Below are 24,062 nucleotides of genomic sequence, written 5' to 3' on the forward strand. Positions count from 1 at the left end.
GGCGCGCATCCCTTAGTGCAAGGCGCTGATGGACATGTCGAGCAGCTTCCAGCTGCCGTCGAAACTGGCCGCGATACGGGCATCAGCGGTGCCACAGAAACTATCGGCGCGACTGCGCTCAACCGAGGTCCAGCCCGCCGGTTCGCACAGCCCCAGACCCGCCGCACCAAACCCCTCGCCGGCAAAGACAAAGTCACCGTCGGTGTTGACCGTTCCCAGGGCGCGAATCTGCCCTCGAATAGCGCCAACACAGCCGACTTTGCCGTAGGCGCCGCCGCCGACCAGGCCGCCAACCGTCAGCGGTGGCCCCGCCAGCAACCAGGCGCCAGCATCCGCCGCCACACCAATGGTCAACGGGCAGCCGTTGGTCCACACCGGGATGCTGGCCGATCCTCGAACGTAAGCACCGAAGAAACCGCTATCCGGGATCGGAATGAACTGCGCCACATTCGGGTCCAGTTCCAACAGGATGTCCTGATTGCAGGTGCGCCCGGCCAGGAACGCCGCCTCAACCGCAATGGCGCTGAACACCGCGCCGGCTGCCGCACCCACATAGGTTTCGCGATCCCCCACACCGGCAGCGAATGCCGGGTCAAAGATCTTGAACTCGGTGAAGGCGATCTCGCCCTGGGTTTGCAACCCGCCGAACACGCCTTTGGGCACGATTCCGCTGTTGCCGCTTTGATCCAGCGTGAAGCCCATGTAGATCTTCTTCATGGTGATGTCAGAACTGCCGAAGCGGGCCGGCAGATTGAACGCAGAAAGAGTCACATCCAGACGGCTCTGGCCCTGCGGAATGCTGCATCCGCCGGTCTTGTTATTGGCCGACCAGCTCACCGCATCGAGTGCCGCACCAAAGGTCTTGGGATCCTGGCCTTCGGCATCGGCGCCCATGGTCCACTGCGCGCCGAGGTGCGCACGCTCCAGTTCGTCACCGGCAATCACCGCAAAACCGTCCATGCTGGCCGACTGCAAGGGAATCGCTTTGAGCGGGGCGGTCGCATCCGCGAGCAGCTCGTTGATTTCACCTTCCACCTTGGCCACCGCGCCTTTCACCGCCATGTTCACCTGGTCGGTGACATCCAGCACCAGCGAGTTGAGCTTGTAGCGCAGTTCGGCCATTTGCTTGTCCGCCTCGGCGCGCAGATTGCGCACCGGCGGGGCGTCCATCAGCGCCATCACCAGCATGCGGCGCAATTCATCCGGGCTGTAACTGGCACCGGGCAAGACGCCCGCCAGTTGCGTGCGGATCGTGCGCTCAACCTGGTCGAACTCGCTTTCAACACGCTGGGTGATTTGCGCAGCGAGGAAGTCGAGTATGTCGACCTGAGCGGGATCACGCGGGTCGGCAATCACGGTATTCACCATCGGGTGAACAACCCCAAGGCCACTGGCAAACAGGGCGGAGCCGGTGATGTAGTCATCCAGCAGGGCTTTAACATCCGCCGCATCCGGCGGATTGGCGACTTGCTGATCAATTTGATCGAGCATGTCTTCGGCCCGCGCCAGAGTCTGATTAAAGGTGTTGAGCGGTGCGACGATCTGATCACGCACTGTGGTGGTCAGAGCGCCGAGCTGATCGAGCTGGCTGCTGGCGGTGTTCAACACCCCGCTGACACGCTGGACCTCGGTGTCGATCTGCCCCAGCAGGTCGTCAGCTTGGGTCATCATGTCCGCAACCTGGCTGGAGCACACCGAAGTCTTGAGGCGCTCCTCAACTTCACCCAGGCGCTCGAGCAGATCCTGTGCGTTGCGCGAGACCGCCTGCTGCCCATCCTGCAGGGCTTGCGCCAGAGTTTCGTCCTGCGCGGCCAGCTGGATGATCGGCACCAGCAGATCACTGCCTTTGGCCAGATTCAAAACGGTGCGCATCACATCCAACGAGGCAAACAGCTGCGCCACATAACCGCTGGCCTCACCAGTGAGGCTGCCGCCGCAAACCGTGCTGACCACCTGGCTGGCCTGACGCAGCAGACTGTCAATTTCGGCCAGGCTGTACTCGATCTTGGCCACCGCATCCTGTCCTTGCTCGACAACTGACTGAGCACGCGAGACCTCATCGCCGATGCGCCCGGCGACCTGACTCAAGCCGCTGTGCAGCTGCCCGCTGGCCGCCGAAAGTTGGGTCAAGGCGCTGCGAACCTCGGCCGGCACCTGCGGCAACGGCGACGGATCCAGCTGCCAGTTTTCAACTTCGCTGAGCAAGCGCAAACCAGGCTCACGTACGCTTTGCTCGGCCTGATCCAGCAATGACAAGGTCGGCTGCAGAATCTCACTGCGCAGCAAACCGATGACCTGATCCGGCGCGCTGTGCAACTCGGCCAGCCCCTTGGACAGCGTCACCAGGGGATCTTCTCGATAGGGTGACAGCGCGCCAATGGCTTCACCGCCTTCTTCCAAAGATCGTGTCAGACCTTCTTCGATCAGCGTGTCCAGGCCGCGACCGGCGAAGCGGTTCACCACATTGAGCTTGTCTTGAATGTCGCTGAACAGCGGCTCCAGAACCGGCCCCTTGACCACACGCGACTTGATCAGCAGCGCGTCGACTTTGGCCAATGAGTCCGGATTGCCCAGATCCATCTGTATCTGCAGCTCTTGCAGGGCCTGGATATCCGCGCTGGCGCCGAAGCTGAACTTGGTGCGATCCGATTCGATGAAATTGATACCGGCACCGGCTTCAAGCACCAGCAAGTCGATCGACTTGCGCACACCGATGAAACTCGACAGCTCGCGACCATCCAGGCCCATCGGCGCGAAATAGGCCGGCAGGCGGAAGCCGAAGCCGGTGTTGCCCCAGCTGTAACTCACATCGAATTGCAGCGCGCTGTTGTCGGCAAGCCCGGCCATCAGCGCCTGGTTGTTGCGGGCCAGATTCTGACCGTCCAACTCACCGCGCGGCAGCAAGGCCGACGGTGCAGCGACATAGCCGTCCAGTGATAAACCGAAATTGACGCTATTGAATAAGCGGTAGTCCGCTTCGACCGCGTTCCAGAACGGCAGACCGACCAGCGCCTCGCCGTCCATCCAGGCGAAAGCCGCCTCCTGCCCGCCCGCGAAATCGGTGCAGCTCAGCAAGCGATCATTGGCGTTGCCGTCCACACAATTCAGACGCGCTTTGGACACCTGGGTGGCAAACCCGGCTTTGTCTTGTGTGGCATCCAGGGCGAACTCACCCAGGCCACGGCTTTGCTGGAAGCGCACATAGCCATCAGGTGACCAGCCGATCTGCATGGCAATCGGACGATCCAACGCCAGCGCATGGACACTCTGGCTGAGCGTGGCGAACAAGGGATCATCGCCACATTGCGCGGCGACATCGCCACTGGCATCGGTGAATTTCAGGCTGCCGATCACGCTGGGCATCTGCCAGCTGCCCAGGGCTGTCGGGCAGTTTTCGTCCACCACGCCGTTGCCGTTGTCGTCGCTCTGATCGCACAGCTCAAAGACCAGGCGCCCCTGGCCAAGATTGGCCGCACAATCAATCTGCAACCCGGCAAACAGGATGTCTGAAATCTGCGCGTCACCGGCCAGATCAAAACCACCGTCCAGCCAGGTGGTTTCGTCGATCTGATTGTCGACCGCGCGGATGGCGAAGCGCGACATTGCCATGTCGTATCCGGACAAACGCAGTGTTTGCCCCGCACCGCCCAGATTGGCGTTGAAAACACCGGTAAACCCGCCCGGACGCAGCACATACTTGGTCGCTACGCTGGCGCTCAAATTGCTGATATCGCCGCCGGAATCCACACGCAAGGCTTTACCGGCCAGACTGCGACCGCCGCCAAGTTGCGGGACGCCGGTTGCGTCCGAGTAAATCTGCGGCCCCACGCTTAAGCCGATAGGGGCATAGTTACCCAGGCGATAGGCCTCGCTCCCAACCGGATGAATCTCAAGGCCGTTACCGCCGAAATTCAAATGCGCATTGAGCGCGCTGACAACATCAGACTGTGCATCAAAGCGATAACCCGCCAGCGCTAAGGTCGCGCGATCGCCGGTCATCAGGTCATCGGGCCGGGCAAACGCAAAACGCCCCTCGCCCTTGCGCCCGAAGGCAGGTTGCTGCGTCGCCTGGACCAGCACATCACCGACCGCGAATCCCTTGTCATCGCGGATCAGCTGGCCGCGAACCTCGTAGGGCAAAGCCGTGCCGGCCAAACAACCCGCGTCACGGCAATCGGCACTTTGATCGAAGCGGTAGGTCACAACCGGACTTTCCCACTCGTAAAAGCGCGTCTCGCGCAGATACACACTAAACGCATCCCAGCTGATCTGGCCCGCAGGCACGCTGATCCGCCCGTTTCCGCCAGCAAAGCTCAGGGTGCCGTCCAGGCCTTGAGGCGTGAGCTTGAGACTGCTGCTGACACTGCTTCGGTACAGCACATCATTGCTCGCCAAAAGGCTCAAGTCATGGCGCGGATCTTGACTCGACATCGCGCGGTGCTGCAGGAAACGCAGACCATTGACACTGAGCTGGGCGCCATTTTCAGTTAAACGACCACCGTCGATCCGCATACCGAACGGCAGCCATTCCGTCATCAGCGTCAGCGGGGTCGCCGTATTACCGACATACAACATCGGCAACAACACCCCTGGCAGCTGCGGCAACTCCGTGCCATGGCCATCCGGCAGCGGCCACAGCGATTCAGCCAGGTCGATATCCGCATCGGTCGCGGTGATGGCCGAGCGGCCCGCGTTGGGCGTCAGCGAAACACAAATCTGGCCGTCCAGCACATAGGGTGCGTCCGCCGCTTGCGGGTCGCTGCCCAGGGCACGCAAGGTGGCATCGTCAAAGCCCGGCTGATAGGTCAAATAGCGACCATCGAGCAACACATCACCGCTGGGGCACAGAGCGCCAGGCGCATCGTCAAGAACAATGTTGCCTGGCAGCAAGGGCAAGCGAAGATCACCGAACTGAACCTCGTCTTCCAGAGGTATCAGCAAGGGCAATTCGGCCACGATGGGCGCATCCACAAAGGCGCCGTCCACCTGCAGGCGCAAGCGATAGCCGGGACTTGCCCGCGCCACATCGAGCAGATCCTGCAAGGCTTGACCCGCCAGGCTGACCAGAATCTGAGGTGCATCGCTCAGCGGATCATCAAGATGCAGCACGTCAGCGCCAAAATAGGCGTAGGTACCCATTGCCGCCTGTGCCTGGACGCTCTGCTGAGCATCGACCACGTATAAGGTCAGTTCCACCGGCCAATCACGCATGCGCGCGGCGCAACGATTGCCCCCACTGTTGCAGCTGGTTTGCAGCACGATGGCGAGTCGCAATGCCAACTCGGCGTCATCGCCCACCAGCCCCTCCAGCGCATTGACCGGGTTTTGGCATGGTTCATCGCGCAGCTCCGCGGCGGCCCCGGCGGAGACAAAACAGGCCCGCGCCAGGTCCACACTGGTGCTGTCATCACGGCGCAAACCGGGCGGCTCTTGATCCGTGATACCGGCACTGGCAGAGGCATTATTGATGCTCTCATCGCCATCAATCTGCACCTGAAATTGCTCGCCCCCTTCGCTGACATCATCAATCAACAGGGGAATGAAGACCCGTACATCACGCACATTGGCCGGTAACGTGACCACGCGCGAACCACCGACAAAGTCGATGCCGTCCAGCGCGCTACCCGAGGTGGCGTGCAGATTGATCTGACGCTCGTCGCTAAAATCACCGGACCGGCGCACCACCATGACAAGCTCACCGTAGGATTCGAACGCACTGGTCCCGGCGATACTGATCCCCGGTTGGGGCTGCCAACTGCAAATCAGGTTGCAGACCCACACCATGTCGTCCGGGATCTGCAAATTCGGCAGCACAATCTGTCCCGCCAAGCGAATCAGACGCTCGAGCTCCCGAGCGTCCCATCCATTGAACAGATCAAACAGATCGACAATGTCGATCTTGCCCTGGCCAAGCTGCTTATTGATGACTTCCCAGGCAACCGGCATGCGCCCCGACAAGCGCTGCTCGTTCATGAGTGCGGCTGACAGCAACAGCAACGACAGATGCGGATCGCTCAGGTCTGCATCGTCCTTGATTTTGGAAAAATCCAGGGTGTTCAGATCCACACCGGCCGCAAACCCCAAACCGTTGCGCAGCTTGTTCTCCACCAACGGTAAACGTTGGGATAGCGCCCCGGCACCGCCGGAAAACCCCGGCGGCGGCTTCAACGCCATACCACGCATGATGTGGGTCAGGATGTTGATGTTCTCGGTCTGCGGGCCGGCTACGCGGAACAAGGTGTAAAGCGGTGTCTCCAGTGTGATGGTCTCTCCGCTCAACTCATCAACGAACTGCCCCGTTGCTTCCAGTTCAATCAGCGCCCCAACGGGGGCCTGCATTTGATAGCCACCTTGATTGTTAACGCTCACCGGCAACTGGCGCACGCCGCCACCCTGCTGATTGAGTTGCCGCGCATTCATATTCAGCTGATTGAACAAGCCCTTCTGCACTACCCCCGTGATCGGCACATAAGTGGCCGCGGTGGGCGCCGGGCTGGGTGTGCCTAGCGGTGTCGGGCTGGGAGTGGCCGACGGAGACGCAGTAATCGTGGGCGCTGGACTGGGCGTGGCGCTGGGCGTTGTGCTGGGACTCGGCGCTGGTGTGTTGCCCGGGGTCACCGCAGGACTGCCCGTGGGCGTCGCGGTCGGCGCCGGGCTTGTATCTGGTGAGGGGCTGGGGCTTAGCGTGACAGCTGGCGACGGGCTTGGGCTCGCGCTGGGCGACGGGCTGGGCGATGCCGCCGCCGTGGGGCTGGCGCTGGGTGAGACCACAGGCTCACCGCTGTCAGAACCGGAGGAGCACCCGACCAGCCACAGCATCATGGCAGCCAGCGCCAGATTGCGCGGCACCCAGCGCGCCTTCAGTGTGTTCTCAACCGTATACCGGGCGTCCCGCGTCAGCCAGTGCATTGCACGTCCTCGTCATCAACCAGCCGCGATCGTTACGGCCCTTGTCTTTTAAGTACGATGACATGCGTCCTAACGGACAGTCTCAGTGAATTTCTTCACCCAGGACGTGATGCAACCACGCTTTGGCCTTGACCCAGTCGCGTCGCAGCGTGCGTTCCGTGATGTCGAGCAAGGCGGTGATATCGTCGTCGGAGTAACCGGCGAAATAGCGGCATTCCACCAGCGCGGCAAGCCGCGGGTTGAACGCTTCAAGCTGCGTCAAAGCCTGATCGAGATTAACCAGGAACTCATCACTGGCCGCTTCACCCACATCATGCTGATCGTCCAGGCTCACCGCGCTGCTGGCCCCCTGGCGCTTGGCCGTCAACCAGTAGCGTGCTTCATCCACCAGAACCTGACGTATTGCGTGGGCCGCGACCCGCAGAAAATGCTGGCGACTTTCCCAACCCCCGGAATGACGCAGTTTGAGGTAGGCCTCACCGACCAGCGCGGTGGTGTTCAAGGTGTCCCCGACCTGGTGCTGGCGGCGCAAGGTGGCGGCCAGACCTTTCAGCTCGGCATACAGCTGTCGCGTCATATCCTGCAGTTCGACTGACGAGCCAGATTGGGCCATGGGTACGCTAGAACGCATCGGGTGGATGTCCGTGCAATGCTAGCATCTCGTACTGAGAAGTAACGCGACTTGGATCACGAAATATGCCCGCGGCAGTCTCGCTTAGCCCACAGGAATGGCAAGAACTCGAAAACGCATTCGACGCGGTCGCAGACCTTCCTGATGCCCAACGTGAACAACGCCTGACCGCCCAGCTGCAGGAGCGCCCGGACCTGTTGCAGCACGCCTTGGGCTGGTCGCGCTCGCTGGATCAGGCTGACGACTTCCTCGAACCACCCGCGCAAGCCGCAGACAAGCCCTACACGCTTGCGCGCGATCAGCAGATTGATGACTGGCAGATTCTGGAGCCGCTGGCCCATGGCGGCACCAGCGAGGTCTATCTGGTCAGCCGCAACAGCGAAGACTTTCAGCAACATGGCGCGCTGAAGCTGCTGCGCAATGGCAGCCTGGGCAAACAGTTCAAGCGAGAGCGGCAGCTGCTCAATCGACTCAGCCACCCCAACATCGCGCACTTTCTCGACGGCTGCACCACCGCCAGCGGCCACGCCTATACGGTGGTCGAGTATGTGCCCGGCCTGAGCCTGAGCGAGGCCTGCCATCAGCAGGATCTGAGCCTGACGCAACGCCTGCAGCTGTTTCTGAAAATCTGCGATGCCGTGCGCCACGCCCATGCACAGCTGATCGTTCACCGTGATCTGAAACCCGGCAATGTGCGCATTTCGGTGGATGGCGAGCCCAAGCTTCTCGACTTTGGTATCGGACGCTTGCTCGACAATCCGGATGATCTGGAAACCACCCAGGTGCTGTTCACGCCGAGCTACGCCGCCCCCGAACAGATCGAGCAAAGCCCGGTATCGGTCGCCACGGACATCTACGGACTCGGCGGCGTGCTGCATTTCATGCTCTGCCACCGCGCGCCGTGGGGGCTGGACAAAGCCAGCTTGCCGGTCGCCATCGAACGCATCCTGGATGACGAACCACCCAACCTGCTCAGCGGCCTTGCAGGTGAGCAGGCGCCGTTTTCACGCCGTCTGTTGCAGGGCGATCTCAACCATATCGTGCAGAAAGCGATGGCGCGTGATCCCGCTCAACGTTACCCCAGCGTTGATGCATTGGCTGGCGACATACAAGCCTTTCTGGATTACCGCCCGATCCAGGCCAGCGGGCACACGTTTGGCCAGCGGGCCTGGCGCTTCCTGCGGCGCAATCCGTGGCAAAGCGCCACCGGGTTTACCCTGCTCAGCGCGCTGATCGCGGGTCTGGCACTGAGTCAGTTCCAGACCCAGCAGATTGCCGCCGAGCGTGATGCCGCTTTGCGCTCGGCCGAGCGCGCCCATGCCGTGCGCAGTTCGCTGTTTCAGTTGCTGCACGCCAGCCAGTCCGACGACCAGGCACTCACCGGCTCGGACCTTTTCGAAAACAGCATCAGCGACATCCGCAAGGTTTATGCGGATGACCCCGGCACCGCCGCACAGATGCTCGCCGGGTTCGGCCAGCTGTATTTCATCAACAATGACTACACCCGGGCCGAACCCTTGCTGCGCGAGGCATTGGCACTGGCCGATGACAGCGCGGTCGGCAGCTGGCCGATGCCCGAAGCGCGCATTGACCTGGCTCAGACCTTGTTCCGAACCGGCAACTACGCAGAAGCGGCGAGCTTTCTTGAGCAAGCACTCAGCGTGATGCAACAGGACCCCATGCGCTGGCGTCACGACCTGATTGACTCGGCCTCCCTGAAGGCCCAATTGCTGCGTAATGAGGGCAACATCGAGCAGGCCATCGCAGTGCTTAGGACGGGCTTGGACCAGCAGCTGGAATTGGCGGGTGAGAACAGCACCGTGACCGCAATCCTGGCCACCAATCTGGCCACCAACTATCTCTATGCCGGTCAACTTGAGCAGGCTCAGCAGGCATTTCAACAAGCCTGGGACTACTGGACGCTGACCCAGCAGACCGAATCACCCGATGCGCTGAATCTGCTCAACAATTGGGGCCTGGCTGCCCTGCGTGATGGCGATTTGAACACCGCACAAACGCGCCTGAACCAAGCCCATGAATTGAGAACCAAGCTGTTCGGCCCCTCGGCCGCGCTGGCCGCCCTGAAAAAGAATCTGGGCGAAGCGTACTGGCACCTGGGCGACCACTCGGCGGCCCTGCAGCTGATGTCCGAGGCGGAATCGATGACCGTCGAATTCGTCGGTGCCGCCTCGCCTCTGCATATCGGCATCAGCAGTTACCTAGCTGATTTGTATCTTGAAATCGGTCGCGCCGACGACGCAAGCCAGGTCCTGCAGCGCTGTTGTCGGGACATGACAGCACCCTACTCGCTGCTGCAGGTCCGCGCCCACGCGGTTGCACTGAGCACCGATGCGCTGGTTCAGCGACAGCCGGCCAGTGATGATGCGTTCACGCGCACCTTGGCCATGATCACGGACAGCGGCCAGACGGCCGATCTGGTGCGGGCTTTCGTGCAGGAAAAATGGGCCCAGGCCCAGCTGGGCGACACCACCGCGCTTGAACATCTGGCCGCGTCGGTCGCGCTGCGTCGTCAGGCTCAGGGACCTGACCACTGGCAAACACTGGCTGCGCAGCTCAAGTGGGCCCAGGCGCTGGCCCTCAACAATCGGCGCACACAGGCACGCGAGCTGGCCGATGCGGCCGTGCTCGCCGCGCGCCGGCGCTACGGCGAGAACAGCGCGGCGGTTGCCGCCCTGGAAAGTCAGAAACCGCGGTTTTAAGTGCTAATCAGGCGGCTCGTGGTGGCGTCAGCACGGGCGGCGGCGCATCCGGCTCGAAACCCGACCAGTCTGCTGGTGTCAGCGCGGCCATACCATGCGCCTGGCGCGCCTCATCGCAACGCGGATTGTGCAGACCGTCCTCGAAACTCGGTGGATACTCGCGGCACACGCTGGCCCGTCGCGGGTGAATTGAACAGCTCACCGCCACACCGACCTCACCCTGCAACGCAATGCAACGGGCGGGCTTGCGCTCGGTGCCCCGCATCACGCGCAAGTGGGGCGTGAGCACTTGAGTCAGCTCCACCGGCACCCCGCCGGGCGTCGCGTCATCGGCTTCAGCCCAGTAAAACGACGCGCGATAGTGGGCGCAGCATGCCCCACACCGCAGACACGGATGAACCCATGGCGCCCCCGGCGCCTCAAATATGGCGGTAACCAAGCAGTTGCGATCTCACGCTAACCGACTATTCGGCGGCGGAATTTTGCGCCCGCCGATTGGAAAATCAAGCCACCCGGGGCAAAAAACCACTAAAAATAATCCTTACGGACGGTTGTAACTTATGTTCAGTTCGTTAAGACTGCCGTGGCCCGGAGAATTTGGGGCATCCATCTATTAGGAGACAACATGTCAGACACCGTATCCAAGAAGGACATCGTGGCCGCCATGGCCAAAGAAGCCGGCATTTCGCAAAAGGATGCCGCTGCTGCACTGGACGCTTTCACCAGCTTGGTGGGCAAGAGCGTCAAGAAGAACAACCGTGTTTCGATCATCGGCTTCGGCTCATTCAGCCTGAGCAAGCGTGCTGCACGCACCGGTCGCAACCCGGCCACCGGCGAAACGATCAAGATCAAAGCCAGCAAGTCGGTGTCCTTCAAGGCCGGCAAGGCTCTGAAAGATTCGCTGTAAGGCGTTACCGTTGCGACCGGTTGCCAAGGCGCCGGTCGCAATGTTTTCCCGTTTACCAGGAGCGATGGAATCATGACCCTACACATTGAACTTGCGCCCCTGCTGTCCATCCTCGCGGGTGTGGCCATCCTGATCAAACCGCGGCTTTTGAATTACATCGTCGCCGCCTATCTGATCGCAATCGGCCTGATTCAGATCCTCGGCATCCGCCTGAGCTGACTGTCACACAAGTAGTAAATATTCACGCTCTGCTGTGATCGCGGGCCGCGCGCACGGCCTGAGCGGCTAGACTCCTGCATATAAAAATCATACGTGCCGACTGGGATTCGGCGCGCAGGAGAGCCGTAATGAAAACCCGTTCCATTCTTTCCATGGCCGGCGCCACTGTGCTGCTGGCGGCGTGCAACGCCAATTCACCATCAGCAGGCGGCGATGGTTCCCTGTCACCGCTCGCCAAGGACCGCTACGCCCTGGCCGGCGGCTGCTACGCCATGCAATCCGTGCGCACCGGCGACTATGTCGCCAGCGTGGATGGTGGATACAAAGCCGCGGCGGCTGATCCGATCAGCGGTGAAGCTTTCTTCATGCAGGCAGCAACGCTTGGCAAATACTTGTTCTATGCCACCGACCGCTCGGCTATGAGCGCCAACGGTGAGGCCGTGCAAGCCAGCCAAGCGCTTAGCAACGACGCGATCTGGACCATCGACTACGACGCCGGCAGCGATCACTTCAGCGTTGCTTCGGAAAGCGCTGGGCAAAGCCTGATTGCAGCCGAAGATGGCACCCTGACACTGGGCAGCAGCGACAGCGACAATGCGGCGTTCCGCTTCGTTCCAACCAGCGAACCGTGCAGTGAATACCCGGAAATGCCCACCGCCGTGAGCGGCGAGACCTTCAAAGGTCGTGGCGTGGATCAACCTGCAATCGGTTTTGCCGACGTTCACACACACATGGGCATGTCCAGCGAGATGTCCTATGCCGGCGATGTCGGCCCTTCAGCCGGCGGCGTACTTTACGGTGAAGTGTTCCATCGCTTTGGTGTGCCACATGCGCTGGAAGACTGCGCCGATTTTCACGGCCCGCAGGGTATCCGTGACGCCAACAACATTCTCGAAGGCACACCCGTAGCCACCCACGACACCCAGGGCTGGCCGACTTTCGTTGGCTGGCCGCAGCGCAATTTCCTGACCCACCAGGTGATGTATTACAAGTGGGTCGAGCGCGCCTGGTTGTCCGGCCTTCGCCTGATCGTCAACCACGGCACCAACATCGCGGCCCTGTGTGAGGTCGGCAAGCTGTACTCACTGACCCCGACAGCGGACTGCAACGACGCCAGCGTGTCGACCAAACAGGTCGAATATCTCTACGAAGTGCAGGACTACGTCGATGCACAGAATGGCGGCCCGGGCAAAGGCTGGTTCCGCATCGTCAAGAGTCCGCTGGAAGCACGCGAAGTCATCAACGACGGCAAGCTGGCCGTGGTACTCGGCATCGAGGTGGCCCAGGTCTTCAATTGCGGTGTAACCATGCTGCCCGGCGATATCGAAATACGGCAGTGTGACGAGCAGCAGATCAGCGAGGAGATTGATCGCTTGTGGGAACTGGGTGTGCGTCACATCTATCCCTACCACGACATCGACAGTTCGCTGGGCGGCGCCGGCATCTTCAGCGGCGATGTCATCAACTTCCTCAACTTCCTCGACACCGGGCGTTTCTGGGAAACCACCGAGTGCCGTGAGCACCCAGAAGACGAGCCCGCTGTACGTTACCCCGGCACCGAAATGACCACGGCCATTCCGGGCACCGGCAACGACCCGCTCACCGCGCTGCTGCTGGAAGTCACCGGCGGCACCCTGCCAACCTACCCACCGGGTAAACGCTGCAACGCACGCACCGTGACCGATCTGGGTGAATACGCGCTCAACGCGATCATGGACAAGCGCATGGTGATCGACATCGACCACGCCGCCTATCACAGCAAAGACATCATGCTCGACATCGCCGAGCAGCGTGACCCGCCCTACCCGATGGCCTCCTCGCACGATGCCCATGGCGGGCTGACCAGTGATCAGGCCATTCGCATGCTCAAGGCCGGCGGCACCATCTACCCGTACAAGGGCAATGGTATAAAGCACGTCGAATTCCTGGAAAAACTCAAGTTCTGGCGTGAACGTGCCGGGGTTGAGAACGAGCAGCTGCTGGGCCTGGGCTACGGTGCAGACGCCAATGGCTTTGGTGGTCACCCTGGCCCGCGCGGCGGTGATGCGGTGCCGGTGGAATACCCCTTCACCTTATTCAGTGGCGACGACTGGGGCGGCCTGTTCAGCGGCTTCGCACCACTCACTGTAGACCTGTTGAGCATCCCTGAAAGCGGCAAGTTCTGGCATATCGACGAAGTCGGCATGGCCCACTACGGCCTGGTCGCGGACTTTGTCGAAGAAGTGCGGCTTGAGGGCGGCAACGAAGCCCTGGAGGCCCTGTTCAATTCAGCCGAAGCCTACATCCAGATGTGGGAACGGGTGTACAACCGCAACTGACATGCGTTCAGCCGGTTTACTCGTCAGCCTTTCGGCGCTGCTTCTGGTCGGCCTGTGGTGGGTGATGAAACCCACCACAGGCGAGCACTCACAGGCCCGCGGCGAGCCATATGAGTTCCACTTCCAGCTGCATCCGGCACAGACCGAGGCGCCACGCACGCTGAGTGTCTATCAGGGCGACCAGATCAGGCTGAGCGCGCAAAGCTCAGCCATGGCGCACCTGCATCTGCATGATTACGACCTGCATCTGTATCTGGCACCGGACTACCCTTCACAGGTGCACTTCGTGGCCAACACCGTCGGCCGGTTTGAACTGGAGTGGCACGAAGGCGGCCAGCGCTTGGCCACACTGGAAGTCTACCCACGTCCGTGATCCGTACCCTGGCTGTTGTGCTCGCGCTGGCCACGCCGGCGCTCGGCCATGCGCATTCCTTTGGCGAGCCCTATCGCCTGCCCATGCCCTACTGGATGTACATCTACGGCGCCATGGCCGCACTGGCCCTGTCATTCCTGGTCATGGGCTTTTTCCTAACCCGCGCAGACGCCCAGCTCAAACCACCACAATACGCCTTCGGCGACAGCGTGCTGGGCCGGGCCTTGCAGGCCTTGCGCATGCCTTTGCTTGTCCTAAGCAGCATGGCCATGCTGCTGGCCATCGTCACCGGCCTATGCGGCACCATCGATCCCTACCGCAATTTCAACATGACCTATTTCTGGATCGTGTTCGCGCTGGGGATGCTTTATGTCAGCAGCCTGCTGGGTGATATCTACGTCGCCATCAGTCCGTGGCGCGGCCTCAGCACGCTGTTCAGTGAGCGCACGTTGGCCCAGGGACGCATCCGCTATCCGGCCGAGCAACTCGCCTACTGGCCGGCGGTGGTCCTGTACATGAGCTTCATCGCGCTCGAGCTGCTGGGGCGCACGCGACCGTTTTCGCTGTCCTTGATACTGCTGGCCTACTGTGCGCTCAATCTGTTCGCCATCTGGCTGATCGGCGCCCGCGCGTGGTTTCGCTATGGCGAGTTTTTCGCGGTGATGTTTCGTCTCGCCGCGCAGCTGGCGCCGATCGCCTACGCACCGAACCAATCCGGAGCCCAGCGTCTGCGCCTGCGCTGGCCGCTCAGCGGCCTGCTGCACCAGCGGGTCGAGCACCTCAGCCTGCTGGTGTTCATATTGTTCATGCTCTCGTCCACCGCCTACGATGGCCTGCGCGAGACCAGCCTGTGGTTCAACCTGTTCTGGAAAGACCCATTCGGCTGGATCAGCCCCTGGCTGGGCCAACCGCCGATCTATGCCTATGTGGCTTTGCGCCCTTGGTATGTGGCCTACGAACTGCTCTGGCTGATCGCATCACCATTCATCTACCTCGGATTGTTTGTGCTGTTCCTGTGGCTGGGCCGCATTGTCACACGCAGCGCCCTGCCCCTGTCCGAGCTGGCCCTGCGCTTTGGTTACAGCCTGCTGCCCATCGCACTGGTCTATCACGCGACGCACTATTACACCCTGCTGCTCAATCAGGGGGTCAAAATTCGCGCCCTGGTCTCCGATCCGTTTGGCTGGGGCTGGAATCTGTTTGGCTCGGCCATCAGCGGTCGCGTACCCATCATTCCGGACATGGGCGTGGTGTGGAACACCCAGGTGTGGTTGATTCTGATCGGTCACGTGGCCAGCGTGTATCTGGCTCATGCTGAGGCGCTGCGCAGCTTCCCCAGTCGCACACAGGCAACCTTGAGTCAGATTCCGATGCTGCTGCTGATGGTGCTGTTCACCGGTATCGGCCTGTGGATTCTGGCCCAGCCTCTGCAGGGCTAGGCGAACCGCGCAATAGACACACGACTCAGGAGGTGGCGCGTTTGCTCCCGTTGGCGCGACGTGAGCTGGCCGGCTTGGACTGGGTCTGCTGGCGCCGTTCACGGTAGCGATCGAGAATGCCACGCCCACGACCGGGGCCCTTGGAGCGGCTGCTGCGGGTATTGAGCAAACGCCGCACCATGGCCTTATCAGCCGTGTCGAGATTGAGATAGCCCTCATCCAGGCAGCGCTCGATCAGCTCATGGTGATCGTCATCCAGATCGGCGCAAACCAGCATCTGTTCCAGCGCCGAATTCATCTCCTGAAGATCATCTTGATCCATTGTCGCCTCCTTCACCGATGCCACAATTGGTATCTGTGGTGATACTCCTATCCATCGACCAGTGCAAGTCCTTCACACCTCGGTCGTGGCGACACCAGCTTCACGCTACATGGGTTCAGGCATGCTGCCGATCCAGACCCTGACTCGGATTGGGTGAGTGCGCGCGCTCACCTGGCCTAGCTGGCCGAGGCCAACTTGAGCCCGGCGATGCCGGCGACCACCAAGCCCAGGCTCACCAGTTTGAGCGGCGTCACCGATTCGCCCAGCCATAGGATGCCGACCACCGCCGTGCCGACCGCACCGACCCCCACCCATACGGCATAGGCGGTACCCAGCGGCAGCTGACGCAAGGCCATACTGAGCAGATAGAAACTCAGCCCCATGGCCACCAGGGTGATCAGCGAAGGCAAAGGCCGGGTGAACCCTTCGGTGTATTTCAGGCCGACCGCCCAAACCACTTCAAACAAGCCTGCAACCAGCAGAATGAACCAGTTCATATGTATCTTCTGGATTTTTGCAGGGTCGTCCCCGCGACTACCAGGCCACGCTCAGGTCGTCCTGAGCGGCGGTGGCCTTGCGCCACACCTGTCTTAGACCGCAGCGGACACACAAGGTGCCCGCGCAATCCGCCTAAACAGTGTTTCAGTCGGCGTCGAAATAGCTGCAGCAGTAATCCGTCACCTGGCTGACGCGCAGCTGAAACTTGGCCTTGGCCGGCACCTCGAACGCATCACCGGCCGCAATCTGGCGCCACTCCTGATCGGGCAGTTTGACCTCCAGCTCGCCGGCCGTGATCTCCATCAGCTCACGCACATCGGTTCCGAATTCGTACTCGCCCGGCATCATCAAGCCCAGGGTCTTGCGGCTGCCATCGCTGAAGATCAGCGTCCGGCTGCTGACCCGGCCATCGAAATACAGGTTGGCCGCGCGGGCCACGGATACGTTGTGAAAGTCTGACATCGCTTGTCCTTGTGGTGTCGGAACGCCACGCGATACAGCGTGGCGGCGGGCGTTTCTACCACAGTTGCCGCCCTGCATGTTGTGCACGCGCAAAGACGGCGACGGAATTCGCAGCAGGCCGCATTCAACACTCGAGCAGGCGGCCCAGCGCATACGCGGACCGCCTCATTCCCGGGTGACCTAAGGACATCAAAAATGCCTATCTCCAAACTGCCGCGCGCTGCGGCAATCCTGCGTGCGCTGTTGCTGGCCGCGCTGTGTGTTCCGCTGTGGGCCTGCAGTGACAGCGGCTCGGGCAGCAGTGAGGATGACGAACGTCCGAGCGCGTTCATGCTCATCGGCCAGAGCGATTACAGCGAGATGTTTTCCAACCGTGGCGGCACCACCGACGCGCTGGGTCTGGGGCAACCGCTGGGCGCCATCGCCACCGACGGTGAACATCTATACATCGCGGATTACAGCAACAACCGGGTTCTGGGCTGGAACAGCCTGCCGCTCAGCTTTGACGTTGCGCCTGACTTCGTCCTCGGACAAAGCGACTTCACCAGCAACAGCGCCGGCACCGGCCGCCAGCAGATGGCCCTGCCAGCCCATGTGTCGATCGGCGACGGCAAGCTGTTTGTGACCGACGCCGGCAACAACCGCGTGCTGATCTGGAACAGCCTGCCGGAGCAAGCCCAGGCGCCGGACCTGGTGCTTGGCCAGACCAGCTTTGATGACGGTGAACCGGGCCTGGCCGCTGACCGCCTGTCGTTTCCGGTGTGGACCCAGTATGCCGCCGGGCGTTTACTGGTCTCGGATCAGCAAAACCATCGCGTGCTGCTGTGGAACAGCTTGCCGGACAGCTCAGGCGGCGCTGCTGATGTGGTCATCGGTCAGGCCGACTTCGCCACCGCCGAAGCCGGCGACGAGGACACCGGCCTGACCAATCCGGCCGGTCTGTGGAGCGACGGCTATCGCCTGCTGGTTGCCGACAGCGGCAACAACCGGGTGCTCTACTGGTCGCAGCTGCCGCGCCAGTCCGGTCAGGCGGCCACCTATGTGGTGGGCCAGTCCGACTTCGCCCGAGTCACGGCCGGCGCCAGCCAGTCGGCTCTGCGCACCCCCTACGGCTTGGCTTCGGATGGCAGTCGCTTTTACGTCGCCGACGCCGGCAACAACCGGGTGCTGGAATTTGATGCCTTTCCGATCGCCAACGGTCCACTGGCGACCGATGTATACGGGCAGAACAGCTTCACCACCATCCTCAAGAACGACATCGACCTGGATGGCGTCAGCGACGACGAAGCATCGGAGCAGACCCTCAACGCCCCCACCGGCATTTTCCTGCTCAACGGCGTGCTCTATGTGACGGACCGGAACAATCATCGTGTGCTGTTCTTCCCCGGCTAAGGCCCTGCTTGTGCTGATCGCCCTGGGTATCAGCGCATGCAACAGCGTGGGCGCAGGCACCCAGCCCACCGGGCTGGTTGTCGGCGGCCCTTCCGGCGAAACCAGTGTGGACATTGCCGAATGCTCGATCTTCAACCTCTACGCCTACCTTGAGGTCAATGACGAGGTGGACACCACGGCGGATTTCTCCAGCCGGGTTGACTGGAGCTCCGACAACCCGACGATTGCCGAGGTCTCCAATGGCGATGTCGTACCCGAAGGGCTGAGTGACGGACAGGTCTATCAGCGCGGTGTGGTGATCGCGCGTCAGCCCGGCGCCGCCACCATCCGCGCACACTATCTGGATTTCAGCGCCACCATCGTGATCAATGTGTCGGGCCTGTCCGCTTTGAGTATCGAGCCAGCGCTGACCACCCTGGCCGCGGGCACCAGCCAGCAGTTTGTGCTGCAAGGTCAGGTCGCCGATTCGGTGGAAGCAGTGGACTTCAGCGCCAATGCGCAGTGGAGCTTCACCACCCCGACCACCAATCTGCGCCTCAGCGACGATGCCAGCGGCACGCTCATAGCCGGCAGCAGCGGCGACAGCACCACCACCTTGCAGGCTCGCCTGTCCGAATGCGGGCGCCACACCAGCACCCAGCTCAAGGTCGCCACACCCAGCGCCTATCGCATCGAATATGACAACGGGGATAACCCACGCCTGCCGCTGGGCTACAGCGAGGCGTTCTCGGTGTGGGCCGATTTCAACTCGGGCCAGCGCCAGAATCTGAGCGCGCAGATCAGCACCGACCTTGACGACGATGACCCGCTGCAGGCGCTGGTCGCACAATCCTCACTGCCGGGCCAGGAACGGGTGCTGGTCTACACCCAGGCGGAAACCGCTGATCAGGCTTTCGAGATCAGCCTGCCCGGCGAAGATGAAATGCGCCTAATGAGCAAGGCCTGGACGGTCAGCGAGCAGGATCTGCAGGCCATCAGCAGCCCACAGACCGAATGGCAACTGGTCTTCCCCGACACCGCCCAGCTTCAGGTCATGGGCCAGTTTGACGATGGCAACGTGCTCGACATCAGCCGCCATGTTGACTGGAGCTCCGCCGATGACAGCGTGCTGAGCGTAAGCGACGTGGCCGCCAACGCCGGGGAAATCGCCGGCGCCAATCTCAATGCCCGCGTCGAGGTGGAGGCTCTGGCCCCGCAGAATGCTGACCTCGATCCACTGCGCTTTTCCATCCAGCTCAGCGCGGCGCCGTGATCGCCCGGGCCAGGTGGCGGGCCCACAGCGCATAGGCGCGCGCCCCCGGGTGGAACCCGTCAGTGGCCATGAACTGCGTGTCCGCCGGGTAGTCAATCGGCACACAGCTCACGGCCGCATGCGCATCAGCAAGGCGGCGCATGTCACGATTGAGCGCCTGAGCACGCAGCCCCAGCCACCAGCGCAGGGGCTGCGGCAAAGCCGGGAAACGGTGCATGGGCGGCACCGGTGTCAGCACGACAAGAGGGCGCCCAAAGCGCCCTTCAAGCAAGGCCACCAGCGCACGCAGATTAGCGCGCCAGCGGCGTCGTGAGGTCAATGCCGTGACATCATTGACCCCGATCGAAACCACCACCACATCGACCACCTGTGCCGGCGCATCAGCCAGCGCATCGAGCAACTGCGCCGAGGTATCGCCGCTGCGTGCCAGCAGCTGCCAGCTCACCGTGTGGTCTGCCGCCAGCGCCGCAACCAGTTGTCCGCTTAGCGCCTGCTGCTGATCTGCCACGCCCACGCCCGCCGCAGCGGAATCTCCCACGATCAGCAGACGCAGGGCCGCGCCCTGGCCGGTCGTGCCTATACGCGCCCCTTGAGGCTCCGGCAGTTGCGGCGTGCGCTGGCGCACACGCCGCCCCTGCAGATACAGCATTGGCCCGATCAGGGCCAATGCAATGTGTTGTTTCACTGCGCTTCATTCCGGCACGATCAAGCGCCTGACTATAGGCGATTGCCGGGCGCAGGCTATACCGCTCGGCTTGGTCTGCGGCGGCGCCAGATCAAGGCAGCGCTCAGGCCCAGTAACCACACCCCAACAGCTCCGGCACCGCGTGTATCGACGCTGCGCGCGGCGCTGTCCTCGGCCAAGCCGTAGTCCGATGCCCGCTGGGTCGGGTGCGGACCGGTAAACACCTGTTTGTTGGGATCCCACGGCGATTCACCCCAGCCGCGCTCCAGAATGGTGATGTTGTCGCCCTGGATTTCGACATAGGCGTAGGACACATTGTCGGTTTCATCCGACTCGATCACGTTGTTGTATTCGTCCACCACCGCGTTGATTACGTAGCGGCCATTGCCCTGTCCGTCGAATTCCACATATTGGCCGGGACGCTGCCAGCGATACACATCGCCCCAGCCGACCGATAGACCGACAAAACCATCGGTGACCGAAAAGCAGCTGCTCAGCGGGCTGTCGCCGCCAGGCACTTCGGTGCCCTGAGCGAAGGCCCGCCAGTCACCCCACAGCTGATCAGCCGGGCAAAAGCCCGACTTGGTCCCGGTACCGACGCGATGGAACTCGCCGCTAACCGGATCGGTGACCAGGGCCAGGTAGTAGCTCAGGATGTAGTCATCATGAAAATGCGCATGGGTGGGATGGAAGGAGTAAGTCCCGGCCTCCACATATTCAATCGAACCATCGCTGTAATGCACCGCCTGCTTCATATCGCCCACCACCAGGCGTGAGAAGGCTTCCTCCGGATTCAGTTCGGCATTGCCGGCGATGAAATCCTCAAGCAGACGAAAGCGCATGTCGTAGATGCCCTCGCCGATGTTGATCGGCCCGGAGGTCAGGCGCAGGCAGTGCTTGGCATCGGCGCCACCGGCCTCGGTCGGCAGATACTCATCAATCGAACAGGAAGCCAGCGTGATGCCGGCCACCGAGGCCGGCGGGTTGATGGTGTCCGGCGGATAAATTCCGTTAAGCGGATTGAGCGGCGCGGTAAAGGTGAACTCGTACGGCGGCACCGTGCGCAGGTTCGGATACAGCGGACGACGATTGGCCTCGCTGGTGGCGATCACGCTCTCGGGGGTAACCGATTCCAGCTTGGCGCGTAGCCGGTACGAGGCGCGATCGACATCCTCGGCCCGCACCACCACGGTCCACACACCGGCCTGCGGGTTGTCGACCTGGGCTTCGGAGTTGAACTGATTGCTGGTGCTGTCGCTGCCTAGAAGCTCTCCGCTGGGGTCATAGATTTCCAGCGCAAAGGTGTCGCTGCGCTCGGGTGTGGCGATGCCCACGCGCAAACGCGCACCACCCGGCACAAGCTCCAGGCTGTAGGTCTCGCAGCTGTCCTCATCACAGCTCATGGAACGCCCGTCAAAGGTGCGGGACTGATGCCAGAAATAGGCCTCATCCAGTTCCAGACGGCCATCGTCCGCTTTGGTCGGTTCGTAACGCTGGGCGTAGCTGATCTGCTCCGCCTTGCTCAGCACCACATGTTCGCCAGCCGGATGATGGGCCGCGGCCGCCGGCAGCCCGGCCAAGAGCAGCAAATACGAGGTTGCGGTTTTCATGTTGATCTCTTCGTGCGTGGCCTTACAGGCCGGTGAGCTCGTACAGCGCCTGCAGGTAAACCTCCAGCGGTAGGTCTTCCGGCGCCGCCGAAGTCGCGGTCATCAGGGCCTGCTGCAAACTGGCATTGAATTCGCCGATCAGCGGCAGATCGGCCAGCGGACTGGCGACCAGATCCGGCGGCTTGCGGTGGTGGGTGGCCTGCTCGTAGTCGTAGGCGATCGCCAGCGCGGTGGCTTCATCGAACTGGCGCACGAAGATCTCCATGCCACGCGGCACACCAACGGATTCATCAAAGCCCACCGGCACCACCACCGAGCCCATCTGAGTGGTCGAACCGAAATCGCAGGTCCGCCCGCCGGTCGGCCCCGGCGACAGGATCAGGGCATCAAGACGAATCGGCTGACCGGTGGCATCCAGCACCGGCTGGCCTTCGGCGTCGGTCAGCTGATCCATCATCGCGGTGACATAGTTGCGCTGCGCCACGATGCCATCGAGCTGCTCCTGGGTCGGCTCCAGATCCGGATCATCGACCGCCACCAGTGCAAACAGCGGCGCGGTGCGCGGCCCCACCCGCAAGCTTTCGAGGATGCCCTCATCCAGCGCGCAATCGGCCCGCCCGTTGGCTTCGCTGCTGAACGTGCTGGACACGCAGCGGCGCGGGCTGTGCCCACCTTCTGCCTCGAACTGCCGGAAGTAATCGTTCATATCGAAATGCCGTGAACCCGCACCCACGTTTTCGAAATCCGGCAGATAGACGTCGTGAATGTAGGCCCCCATCTCGGCCATCTTGGCCACCGCTGCTTCGATCAACTCGCCCTGTGCACCGGTGCCGGCGGGGCTCTCGAGCGAACCGATCTGACGGGCGATGCCGATGTGCCGGCCTTTGACGCCATAGGCCGCGCGGTCCAGATAATCGGCGTAGTTGGCCGGACGCTGCGCTGCCGGGAACGCGAGGGTCTTGGGGTCACGCGGATCAACTCCGGCCATCGCCGTCAGCATCAGCGCGGCATCGCGCACATTGCGGGTCATCGGGCCACCGGTATCACGCGCATGCGACAGCGGAAAAATGCCGTGCTGTGAAATCACGCCCAGACTCGGACGTACGCCGACCAGCCCGTTGACCGAACTGGGATGCCGGATCGACTGGCAGGTGTCGGAACCGGTGCCGCCCAGCGCGTAGTTGGCCGCAATCGATGCGCCCGTGCCGGACGACGAGCCGGCCGGACTTTCCGCCGTGTTGTACGGGTTGGTGACCTGAATCGCGCGAGCCGAAAACCCGGTGGTGAAGAAGGCAAATTCGTCCTGATTGGCCTTGCCCAGAATGACCGCCCCGGCGGCGCGCAGCCCTTCCACCGAATCGGCATCCAGCGAGGCCTGATGACCCAGCATGGAATACGAACCCGAAGTCGAGGGATGATCGTAGGTGTCGTAGTTGTCCTTGAGCAGCACCGGCATGCAGTGCAGGTAACGATCACCCACGCCCTCCTCGGCATACAGCGCATCCAGCGCCCGCGCCTGATCCAGCGCATGGGCATTGATGTGCAACACACCACGCACTGGCAAGCCGCCACTGGGCTGCGGGAAATTGTCGATCGCCAGGATGCGGTCAATGTACATCTGCACCAGGGTTTCGCAGTTCAGCACCGAGCCATCGGCGAGCAGAGTTTCACCGGCCAGGGCCTTGTGCACGCTGGCCATGTCGGCTTCGATAAGTTCGAACACCGCGGTTTCGCCCTGCGGCTGGCGCCCACCATCACTCTGACACGCGCACAGCGCTGCAACCGCGACGCCCAGCGCCGCGCGTTTGAAATTGATCACTTAATGAGATTCCGGTTGTTCCAGTGTGAGCACACTGTGGTTGTCGGCGAGCATGTCGGAGGGGGTCTGCGCCGCGCAGATCTGACGCTCGCGGCTGGCCCGTTTGACGAAGAACTGAGGTGCCAGGGAATAGCCGCTCAGAGCGCACGTCGTCACCGTGTCGTCGCCGTCAAGTTGCGGCGGTTCGCTGGCCGGCAAGGTGATCACCTCAGGGTGATAGCGTTGCGCGCGACCGCCCGGGTCGCTGGCGGCTGCGGACAGGCTGAGCACGGCAGCCAGTGGGGCCCAGAGCAAAGCGCCGGGTGTTGATACATAAGGCATGAGTTCACTTCCACTTCCACGGTAACGGGATCGTCCCGGCCGGCCATTCACCGAATCCCCACGAACGGTGGGACCGACCGGGACGCTCCACTCCCTGACGCTGTGGTCCGCGCTGATCGCGGGACGCGAACCACTCAGGTTCGCTGCCGACCATGGCGTTTTTTCCCCGAGCCCCCGCCGAGTAC

Annotated in this window: 19 protein-coding genes; 9 read left to right on the plus strand and 10 right to left on the minus strand. The window is 62.2% G+C overall.

Features of this window, described 5'->3' with window-relative positions:
- Positions 1–12: 12 nt before the first annotated feature.
- Positions 13–6,420, minus strand: coding sequence for a Calx-beta domain-containing protein (locus tag ATO7_RS07640; protein WP_146680223.1), 6,408 nt, complete (start codon positions 6,418–6,420; stop codon positions 13–15).
- Between the two features lie 127 nt (positions 6,421–6,547).
- Here ATO7_RS07640 and ATO7_RS07645 point away from each other — a divergent pair, with 127 nt between their 5' ends.
- On the plus strand, positions 6,548–6,961 hold the full coding sequence (locus ATO7_RS07645; protein WP_158523100.1) for a hypothetical protein: 414 nt from the start codon (positions 6,548–6,550) through the stop codon (positions 6,959–6,961).
- Positions 6,962–6,991: 30 nt separating this feature from the next.
- Here the strand turns inward: ATO7_RS07645 and ATO7_RS07650 are convergent, their stop codons facing one another.
- Positions 6,992–7,540, minus strand: coding sequence for an ECF-type sigma factor (locus ATO7_RS07650; protein ID WP_083561103.1), 549 nt, complete (start codon positions 7,538–7,540; stop codon positions 6,992–6,994).
- Between the two features lie 65 nt (positions 7,541–7,605).
- Between ATO7_RS07650 and ATO7_RS07655 the strand changes: the two genes are divergently transcribed.
- Positions 7,606–10,260, plus strand: coding sequence for a protein kinase domain-containing protein (locus tag ATO7_RS07655; RefSeq protein ID WP_083561104.1), 2,655 nt, complete (start codon positions 7,606–7,608; stop codon positions 10,258–10,260).
- Positions 10,261–10,267: 7 nt separating this feature from the next.
- On the opposite strand, the gene ATO7_RS07660 is transcribed toward ATO7_RS07655, so the two are convergent.
- A complete protein-coding gene (locus ATO7_RS07660) occupies positions 10,268–10,699 on the minus strand; it encodes a YkgJ family cysteine cluster protein (RefSeq protein ID WP_240499445.1) in 432 nt (143 codons plus the stop codon).
- 186 nt (positions 10,700–10,885) lie between these two features.
- On the opposite strand from ATO7_RS07660, the gene ATO7_RS07665 reads away from it, so the two are divergent.
- From ATO7_RS07665 to ATO7_RS07685, 5 genes are all read left to right on the plus strand, one after another.
- The gene (locus ATO7_RS07665) at positions 10,886–11,167 is read left to right on the plus strand and encodes an HU family DNA-binding protein (protein ID WP_083561105.1); all 282 of its coding nucleotides are present in this window, start codon (positions 10,886–10,888) and stop codon (positions 11,165–11,167) included.
- 72 nt (positions 11,168–11,239) lie between these two features.
- The gene (locus ATO7_RS07670) at positions 11,240–11,386 is read left to right on the plus strand and encodes a DUF3096 domain-containing protein (protein ID WP_083561106.1); all 147 of its coding nucleotides are present in this window, start codon (positions 11,240–11,242) and stop codon (positions 11,384–11,386) included.
- Positions 11,387–11,514: 128 nt separating this feature from the next.
- Complete coding sequence (locus ATO7_RS07675) at positions 11,515–13,704, plus strand: peptidase M19 (RefSeq protein ID WP_083561107.1); 2,190 nt, start codon at positions 11,515–11,517, stop codon at positions 13,702–13,704.
- Between the two features lies 1 nt (position 13,705).
- Positions 13,706–14,077 (plus strand): hypothetical protein, encoded by a 372-nt coding sequence (locus ATO7_RS07680; protein WP_083561108.1) that lies wholly within the window; start codon positions 13,706–13,708, stop codon positions 14,075–14,077.
- Positions 14,074–15,516: a hypothetical protein gene (locus ATO7_RS07685; RefSeq protein WP_083561109.1), complete on the plus strand. Its 1,443-nt coding sequence runs from the start codon at positions 14,074–14,076 to the stop codon at positions 15,514–15,516. The genes ATO7_RS07680 and ATO7_RS07685 overlap by 4 nt, the downstream gene beginning before the upstream one ends.
- Positions 15,517–15,541: 25 nt before the next feature.
- Here the strand turns inward: ATO7_RS07685 and ATO7_RS07690 are convergent, their stop codons facing one another.
- The 3 genes from ATO7_RS07690 to ppnP all read right to left on the minus strand — a co-directional run bounded on the left by ATO7_RS07690 (position 15,542) and on the right by ppnP (position 16,798).
- Positions 15,542–15,838 (minus strand): hypothetical protein, encoded by a 297-nt coding sequence (locus tag ATO7_RS07690; protein WP_083561110.1) that lies wholly within the window; start codon positions 15,836–15,838, stop codon positions 15,542–15,544.
- A 176-nt stretch (positions 15,839–16,014) separates the two neighbouring features.
- Entirely contained in the window at positions 16,015–16,335 is a 321-nt protein-coding gene (gene sugE, locus ATO7_RS07695; RefSeq protein ID WP_083561111.1) for a quaternary ammonium compound efflux SMR transporter SugE, read from the minus strand.
- A 145-nt stretch (positions 16,336–16,480) separates the two neighbouring features.
- Positions 16,481–16,798, minus strand: a complete 318-nt coding sequence (gene ppnP / locus ATO7_RS07700) for a pyrimidine/purine nucleoside phosphorylase (protein ID WP_083561112.1) — start codon at positions 16,796–16,798, stop codon at positions 16,481–16,483.
- Positions 16,799–16,993: 195 nt separating this feature from the next.
- Here ppnP and ATO7_RS07705 point away from each other — a divergent pair, with 195 nt between their 5' ends.
- Together ATO7_RS07705 and ATO7_RS07710 are read left to right on the plus strand one after the other, a co-directional pair.
- Complete coding sequence (locus ATO7_RS07705) at positions 16,994–18,190, plus strand: NHL repeat-containing protein (protein ID WP_083561113.1); 1,197 nt, start codon at positions 16,994–16,996, stop codon at positions 18,188–18,190.
- A complete protein-coding gene (locus ATO7_RS07710) occupies positions 18,168–19,442 on the plus strand; it encodes a hypothetical protein (protein ID WP_146680224.1) in 1,275 nt (424 codons plus the stop codon). The genes ATO7_RS07705 and ATO7_RS07710 overlap by 23 nt, the downstream gene beginning before the upstream one ends.
- On the opposite strand, the gene ATO7_RS07715 is transcribed toward ATO7_RS07710, so the two are convergent.
- From ATO7_RS07715 to ATO7_RS07730, 4 genes are read right to left on the minus strand one after another with little or no spacing between them, the layout of a single operon-like run.
- Complete coding sequence (locus ATO7_RS07715) at positions 19,426–20,127, minus strand: SGNH/GDSL hydrolase family protein (protein ID WP_146680225.1); 702 nt, start codon at positions 20,125–20,127, stop codon at positions 19,426–19,428. The two genes, ATO7_RS07710 and ATO7_RS07715, sit on opposite strands and share 17 nt — an antisense overlap.
- A gap of 56 nt (positions 20,128–20,183) precedes the next feature.
- On the minus strand, positions 20,184–21,737 hold the full coding sequence (locus ATO7_RS07720) for a lysyl oxidase family protein (RefSeq protein WP_083561116.1): 1,554 nt from the start codon (positions 21,735–21,737) through the stop codon (positions 20,184–20,186).
- A 22-nt stretch (positions 21,738–21,759) separates the two neighbouring features.
- Positions 21,760–23,556: an amidase family protein gene (locus tag ATO7_RS07725; protein ID WP_083561117.1), complete on the minus strand. Its 1,797-nt coding sequence runs from the start codon at positions 23,554–23,556 to the stop codon at positions 21,760–21,762.
- The gene (locus ATO7_RS07730; protein ID WP_146680226.1) at positions 23,557–23,877 is read right to left on the minus strand and encodes a hypothetical protein; all 321 of its coding nucleotides are present in this window, start codon (positions 23,875–23,877) and stop codon (positions 23,557–23,559) included.
- Positions 23,878–24,062 lie beyond the last annotated feature (185 nt).

Origin of the sequence: Oceanococcus atlanticus, from assembly GCF_002088235.1 — a bacterium.
Classification (GTDB): domain Bacteria; phylum Pseudomonadota; class Gammaproteobacteria; order Nevskiales; family Oceanococcaceae; genus Oceanococcus; species Oceanococcus atlanticus.